Raw genomic sequence first — 6671 nt, 5'->3', positions numbered from 1 at the left:
CGACCACCCGGCACCGGCCAGGACGGCGGCGACCGCCTCCTCCGCCTCAGCGCCGGGCTCGCCGCGGGCGACCAGCAGCGCCTCGGCGGCCGAGCCGAGCCGGGGGACGTCCTGACGTCGCGGGGCGTCGGCCAGCACCGTGGCCGCCCGGTGCCAGACGGCGGCGTCCACGGTGTCGGCCCGGCACGGCCGCAGCCACACCTCCCCCTCGGGTCCGGACAGGATGACCGGCCACTGCTCCGCCCAGGGGCAGGTGCGCTCGGCGGGGTGCTCGACCAGGGCGGCGTCGGGGTGCTCGATCTCGAGGACGTCGTCCAGCTCGAGCTCCAGCGGCGGCAGCCAGACCGGCAGCGCCCCGACCAGCTCGGCCAGGGACTCCCACCGGGTGCGCAGCCGCAGCACCCGCCGCTCACCGGCCCGCAGCTCCACCGGCCCGAGGTCGGCGCCGTCGCCCAGCCGCCCCGGACCGGGCCGGGTGGCGAGGACGTCGTCGGCGAGCCCGAGGACGGCGGTGAACCCGATCTCCCCGGCCGGGAAGTGCCACTGCGGGGCGGGTCCGTCGAGCTGCCAGCGCAGCCGGTCGACCCGGTGGTCGCGTTCGGCCACCAGCACCACCCGGGTGTGCCAGGTGTCGGTGAAGGTGTGCCGCACGGTCCACCGCAGACCGGCGTCCGCACCGGTCAGGGTGATCTCGTCGGGCTCGACCTCGACGCCGTGCGCGGGTGCGCCGTCGGGTCGCAGCGTGCAGCGCAGCAGCGTCTCCCCGGCGCGGGCCAGCGCGATCCCGCCGTCGTCGGCGGTGACCTCGAGGGCGCCCCACCGGGCGCGGGAGCGGACCGGGCTCACACCGTCGGCAGCTTGCCGCTGGTCTCGTAGGCGTCCATCTGCGCGATCCGCCGGGCGTGGCGCTCCTCGCCGCTGAACGGGGTGGCGAGGAAGGCGCTGACGATCTGCCAGGCCTCGTCCTCGCTGTGCATCCGGCCGCCGATCGAGACCACGTTGGCGTTGTTGTGCTGGCGGGCCAGCGTGGCGAGCTCGGTGCTCCAGGCCAGCGCGGCCCGCACGCCGGTGACCTTGTTGGCAGCCATCTGCTCCCCGTTGCCCGACCCGCCGAGCACGATGCCCAGCGAGCCGGGATCGGCCACCACCGCCTCGGCGCAGGGGATGATGTAGGTCGGGTAGTCGTCGGCGGCGTCGAAGCTCTCGGCGCCGTGGTCGACCACCTCGTGGCCGGCGTCGACGAGGCGGGCGACCAGGTGCTCCTTGAGCTCGTAGGCCGCGTGGTCGGTGGCGATGTGCACGCGCATGGGCGTCAGTCTGGCAGCACCGGCGGACACCCGGCACCCGACGGGGCGCTGGGTAGCATCGGGTCCCGTGCTCTCCCGGCGGACGCTGCTGACCGGCGCCGCGGCCGCCACTGGGGCCGGGCTGCTCGCCGGGTGCGGATCCGGCGGGCCGTTGCCGCTGCCGCGCCCGCGGGCGTCCTGCGTGCCGCGCGCCTCGTTGCGCCGCGTTGCCGCCATCGGCGGTGCCGAGCTGGTCTACGAGGAGAACGGACGCGCCCAGCCCTTCCTCCTCGACCCCGGTTTCGCCGACCAGCTCGGTGGTTGGCTGGACTGGTGGGTGGAGCACTCCGGGCTCCCCGCCCCCGACCAGCTGTGGACCTTCGGCACCTGGATCGACGGCGGCGGGCGCTGCGACTCCTGGCACCACGCCGGCCGCGCCTTCGACGTCACCAGCCTGCGCCGCGACGGCGACGTCCAGGCACCGGGGCGGATGGACCGGGTGGACGCCCTGCCCGCCACCGAGCAGCCCGCGGCCCGACGCCGCTACTGGCAGCTGGTGGCCGGGCTGTCGCGGCACTTCGCCGACGTGCTGACCTCGCTGTTCGACGAGGCGCACCGCAACCACGTGCACGTCGACAACGGCCGCTCCGGGAACGCCCCGGCGGTGTTCACCGGGCGCTCCGACATCCAGAACCGCAACCTGCAGGCCGTGCTGCGGGAGGTGTGGGGCGCCGGGGTCGAGATCACCGGCGACTGGGACCGCGCCACCCGCCGCGCCGCCGATGCCGTGCTCGAACCGCTCGGCCGCTCCGGTGACCTCACCGACGAGGCCGCCTGGGACGCCTTCTGCACCGCCTCCGTGGGCGCCTGAGGCGTACCGACCCGGAGTGGGGAGGGTTCTGCACCGAGTTCGGTGCACGTCCCTCCCCGTTGTCCACAGGCAGCCGGAGAGCGGCGGCAGGCGGGCGGGGGCGTGCGCACGTGGGGAGCATGAGGACACGCACCGACCCCCCGCCCGCGCTCACGGACCTGATCGCGCTGCAGGGCGGGGTCGCATCGATCGAGCAGGTGACGGGGCTGGGGCTGCCCCGCCGGTCCCTGCAGCGGCTGGTGGCGCAGCGGCGCTGGGTGCACCTCTGCCGCGGCATCTACGGCGTGGAGCCACTGACCTGGGTGAGCCGTGCCTGGGCCGGCACGCTGCTCGGCGGTGACCGCAGCCGGATCGGCGGCACCGCCGCCCTGCACCTGCACGGTCTCGTCGCGGAGCCACCCGAGCAGATCGACGTGTGGGTGCCCCGCGAGCAGCGACCGGGCGACCGCGGCCCCTGGCGCTTCCGACGCGAGACCCCGGCGACCCACAGCGGTGCCACCGTCGGCGGGCCACCGCGGCTGGCCGTGGAGGACGCCGTCCTCGACGCCGCCGCCGACCTCGCCGAGGACGACTGGGCGGCCTTGGTCATCACCACCGTGCAGCGTCGGCGCAGCACCGTCCGCCGCCTGGGCTTGGCGGCACGCGAACGGGGGCGGCTGCGGCACCGGCGTGTCCTCGACGGCCTGCTCGGCGACGTCACCGACGGGGTGGAGTCACCGCTGGAGCGCGCCTACCTGCACGCGGTGGAGCGGGCGCACGGGCTCCCCCGCGGCGTGCGGCAGCACCGCTCACACGGGATGCGGCGGGACGTGGTCTATCGCGGGCTGGGCGTCGTCGTCGAGCTGGACAGCCGCTGGCACGACGGGCGGATCCGCTTCGACGACATGTGGCGGGACGACGTGGCACGGCTGAGCGACGAGATCACCCTGCGCTACGGCTGGCCCCACGTCGTCGGGTCGCCGTGCCGGACCGCCCAGCAGGTCGCCGAGCTGCTCGTCGCCCGCGGCTGGCCCGGGCTGCCCACCCGGTGCAACCAGTGCCGGCGCGTCGTGTGAGCAGCAGGGAGGGTTCTGCACCCAGTTCGGTGCAGAACCCTCCCTGCTGAGGGCTCGTCATCGAGGGTGGGGCGCCGTCCGGGGCGGACGCGTGTGCGGACGCCAGGACGGGGTACCGCCAGCACACACCCAGTTCGGACGAAGGAGCACACCATGTTGAAAGCCCTGCACGAGATGGGCGTCCGCAGCGACCACGCCTACCTGGCCGGTCTCGGCAGCATCGTGCTGTCGCTGATCGCGTGGCTCAGCAGCCGCCGAGCCTCCCGGGACAACAAGCCGCAGGCCGACCGGTGGGGCATCTTCATCGGCCACTGGGCCCCGACCTTCTTCGCGATCGGCGTGGGTCTGCGGCTGGAGGAGCAGGACGACTGAGGCACCGACCGGCACGAGGACGGCCCCGCGGTGGCGCGGGACCGTCCTCGTGGTGGTGCGGGGCCGGTGCGGTCCCGACGTGGCTCAGTCGAAGATCGGGCCGACGTCGCGGGTGCGCTTGAGCTCGAAGAAGCCGGGGTAGGCGGTGACCTTCTCGAACCCGTCGAAGAGCTGGCCGGCCTCCTCGCCCTTGGGCGCCGGGGAGATCACCGGGCCGAACAGCGACTTGCCGTTGATCCGCACCACCGGGGTGCCGACCTCCGAGCCGACCGCGTCCATCCCCTCGTGGTGGGAGGCGCGCAGCTTGTCGTCGTTCTCGTCGGTCTCACCGAGGTCGGCCAGCTCACGCGGCAGGCCGACCTGCTCCAGCGCCTGCTCGATGGTGGCCCGGTTGTTCGGCTGCCCGCCGGGGTGGATCAGCGTGCCGACGGCGGTGTAGTACTCGCGCAGCTTCTCCGAGCCGTAGCGCTCCTCGATGCCGATGCAGACCCGCACGTTGGCCCAGGTCCGCTTCATCCCCTCCCGGTAGTCCTCGGGGATGTCCTTGTCCTCGTTGAGCACTCCCAGGCTCATCACGTGGAAGGTGGTGCGCACGTCGCGCACCTTCTCGACCTCCAGCATCCAGCGCGACGTCATCCAGGCCCAGGGGCACGCGGGGTCGAACCAGAAGTCGACCTGCTTCATCTCGGTCTCAGCCATGTCCCGAACCCTAGGACGGTGGCCCCAAGCACCTGCGGACGGGTCGACCGGCGGCCGGTGCCGGTCCGTCGTGCCGCAGCGGCAGGCTCCGGGCGGCCCACTTCGTGTAACGTCTCGCGGGCCCGGGGGCATGCCCCGGGCCAGTGGTGCGTCCCCGCGGGGGCTGGGTGCAGCGCAGAACCGGCTCGCCCGGTCGCGCCTGCCCACCGCCGTCCGGGGCGTGCCCTGCTGTGCTGATGACAGGTGGTGCCGTGTTCCCTGACAACCTGACGCGCGACGAGGCCCGCCAGCGGTCGGAGCTGCTGAGCACCGACTCCTACCAGGTGCTCGTCGACCTCTCCGGCAACGCCCCCGACGGCAGCGCGCTGTCGGCTCCGGAGCACAACTTCGTGACGACGTCGACCGTCCGCTTCAGCTCGCGGGCGGGCCGGACCCACATCGACCTCATCGCCGACCACCTCTACTCCGCCACCCTCGACGGCGCTGCCCTGGACGTCGCCGCCTTCGCCGACTCCCGGCTGCCGCTGGAGCTCACCGAGGGCGACCACGAGCTGGTAGTGGTGGCCATGCACCGCTACAGCCGCTCCGGCCTCGGCCTGCACCGCTTCGTCGACCCGGCCGACGGGCTGGTCTACCTCTACACCCAGTTCGAGGTGTCGGAGGCCCGCCGCGTCTACGCCTGCTTCGAGCAGCCCGACCTCAAGGCCACCTTCGAGCTGTCGGTGATCGGCCCGGCCGGCTGGACGGTCGCCTCCAACGCGCCCTCGGTGGAGCCGACCGACGTCGCCGAGGGGCTGCAGCGCTGGGACTTCACCCCGACGCTGCGGATCTCCACCTACATCACCGCGCTGGTGGCCGGCAGCTACCACCGGGTCACCGACACCTACACCGGCGTCCACGGCGACGTGCCGCTGTCGCTGCTGTGCCGCCAGTCCAAGGTGGCCGACCTCGACACCGAGCGGATCCTCGCCACCACGAAGGCCGGCTTCGACGTCTTCGAGCAGCACTTCGGGACGCCGTACCCCTTCGGCACCTACGACCAGGCCTTCGTCCCCGAGTACAACATGGGCGCGATGGAGAACGCGGGCTGCGTCACCCTGCGCGACGAGTACCTGTTCCGCTCCCGGGTGACCAAGGCCCAGTACGACAGCCGCGACAACACGATCCTGCACGAGCTGGCCCACATGTGGTTCGGCGACCTGGTGACGATGAGCTGGTGGGACGACCTGTGGCTCAACGAGTCCTTCGCCGAGTGGGCCTCCCACTTCGCCCAGGCCGAGACCGGCGACCCGCACGAGCCGTGGGCCACCTTCGCCAACAGCCGCAAGATCTGGGCCTACCGCCAGGACCAGCTGCCCTCGACCCACCCGATCGCGGCCGACATGGTCGACCTCGAGGCGGTGGAGCTGAACTTCGACGGCATCACCTACGCCAAGGGCGCCTCGGCGCTGCGCCAGCTGGTGGCCTTCGTCGGCCGCGACCACTTCCTGGAGGGGGTGCGCGCCTACTTCCGGCGTCACGCCTTCGGCTCCACCCGGCTCAGCGACCTGCTCACCTGCCTCACCGAGGCGTCGGGCCGTGACCTGTCCGGCTGGTCGGGCCAGTGGCTGGAGCAGGCCGGGGTGAACACCCTGCGGGCTGACTTCGAGACCGACGCCGACGGCCGCTTCACCCGGTTCGCGGTGCTGCAGGGCGCCACCGAGCAGCACCCGACGCTGCGGGCGCACCGCCTCGCGATCGGGCTGTACACCCTCGACGGTGAGGTGCTGCGCCGCAGCCACCGGGTCGAGGTGGACGTCGACGGCGAGCGCACGGAGGTGGCCGACCTGGTCGGCCAGCAGCGTCCCGACCTCGTGCTGCTCAACGACGACGACCTCACCTACGCCAAGGTGCGGCTGGACGAGCGGTCGCTGGCGACGCTGACCGGGCACATCCACCACCTGGAGAGCCCGCTGGCCCGCGCGCTGTGCTGGGGCGCGGCCTGGGACATGTGCCGCGACGCGGAGATGGGATCCGACGACTACGTCGAGCTGGTGCTGCGCGGGATCGCCACCGAGTCCGACCTGGCCGCCGTCCAGCGGACGCTGGGCCAGGCCCAGCTCGCGGTGCACCAGTACACCCCGCGCGACCAGCGCGAGACGCTGGCCCGGCGCTGGACGTCCGGACTGGCCTCGCTGCTGGCCGCGGCCGCCCCCGGCTCGGACCACCAGCTCGCGCTGGCCCAGGCGCTGGCCCGCGCGATCCGCACCGACGCCGGGGTGCAGGTGCTGCAGGGCTGGCTCGCCGGGGAGGAGGTGCCCGAGGGCCTGGAGGTCGACACCGACCTGCGCTGGCTGCTGATCACCCAGCTGGCCCGGCTCGGGCAGGTGGACGAGGCCGCGGTCGCCG

7 protein-coding genes are annotated in these 6671 nt (G+C 73.5%); 4 read left to right on the top strand and 3 right to left on the bottom strand.

The window, feature by feature from the left end:
- Nucleotides 1–846 (bottom strand): hypothetical protein (locus DVA66_RS21000; protein WP_157974037.1); only part of this gene is annotated, 846 nt, incomplete at its 3' end.
- Nucleotides 843–1307: a ribose-5-phosphate isomerase gene (locus tag DVA66_RS15220; RefSeq protein WP_114560847.1), complete on the bottom strand. Its 465-nt coding sequence runs from the start codon at nucleotides 1305–1307 to the stop codon at nucleotides 843–845. The genes DVA66_RS15220 and DVA66_RS21000, both read right to left, overlap by 4 nt.
- Before the next feature lie 67 nt (nucleotides 1308–1374).
- On the opposite strand from DVA66_RS15220, the gene DVA66_RS15215 reads away from it, so the two are divergent.
- The 3 genes from DVA66_RS15215 (at nucleotide 1375) to DVA66_RS15205 (ending at nucleotide 3584) form a co-directional block, all read left to right on the top strand.
- Nucleotides 1375–2157, top strand: coding sequence for a hypothetical protein (locus DVA66_RS15215; RefSeq protein WP_114560846.1), 783 nt, complete (start codon nucleotides 1375–1377; stop codon nucleotides 2155–2157).
- 119 nt (nucleotides 2158–2276) lie between these two features.
- Complete coding sequence (locus DVA66_RS15210; RefSeq protein ID WP_114560845.1) at nucleotides 2277–3212, top strand: type IV toxin-antitoxin system AbiEi family antitoxin domain-containing protein; 936 nt, start codon at nucleotides 2277–2279, stop codon at nucleotides 3210–3212.
- A gap of 153 nt (nucleotides 3213–3365) precedes the next feature.
- A complete protein-coding gene (locus DVA66_RS15205) occupies nucleotides 3366–3584 on the top strand; it encodes a hypothetical protein (protein WP_114560844.1) in 219 nt (72 codons plus the stop codon).
- A gap of 84 nt (nucleotides 3585–3668) precedes the next feature.
- Here DVA66_RS15205 and DVA66_RS15200 read toward each other — a convergent pair whose 3' ends face one another.
- Nucleotides 3669–4283 (bottom strand): DsbA family protein, encoded by a 615-nt coding sequence (locus DVA66_RS15200; RefSeq protein ID WP_114560843.1) that lies wholly within the window; start codon nucleotides 4281–4283, stop codon nucleotides 3669–3671.
- 236 nt (nucleotides 4284–4519) lie between these two features.
- On the opposite strand from DVA66_RS15200, the gene pepN reads away from it, so the two are divergent.
- Nucleotides 4520–6671: aminopeptidase N (pepN, locus tag DVA66_RS15195; protein WP_114560848.1), on the top strand; the 2152-nt coding region annotated here is incomplete at its 3' end.

The organism is Desertihabitans aurantiacus, assembly GCF_003344635.1.
Lineage (GTDB): Bacteria > Actinomycetota > Actinomycetes > Propionibacteriales > Propionibacteriaceae > Desertihabitans > Desertihabitans aurantiacus.
This window is presented reverse-complemented; position numbering and strand designations above follow the sequence as displayed.

Coding starts and splice junctions, on each gene's coding strand:
- DVA66_RS15220 (WP_114560847.1), bottom strand. CDS start 1,307: ATGCGCGTGCACATCGCCACCGACCACGCGGCCTACGAGCTCAAGGAG.
- DVA66_RS15210 (WP_114560845.1), top strand. CDS start 2,277: ATGAGGACACGCACCGACCCCCCGCCCGCGCTCACGGACCTGATCGCG.
- DVA66_RS15205 (WP_114560844.1), top strand. CDS start 3,366: ATGTTGAAAGCCCTGCACGAGATGGGCGTCCGCAGCGACCACGCCTAC.
- DVA66_RS15200 (WP_114560843.1), bottom strand. CDS start 4,283: ATGGCTGAGACCGAGATGAAGCAGGTCGACTTCTGGTTCGACCCCGCG.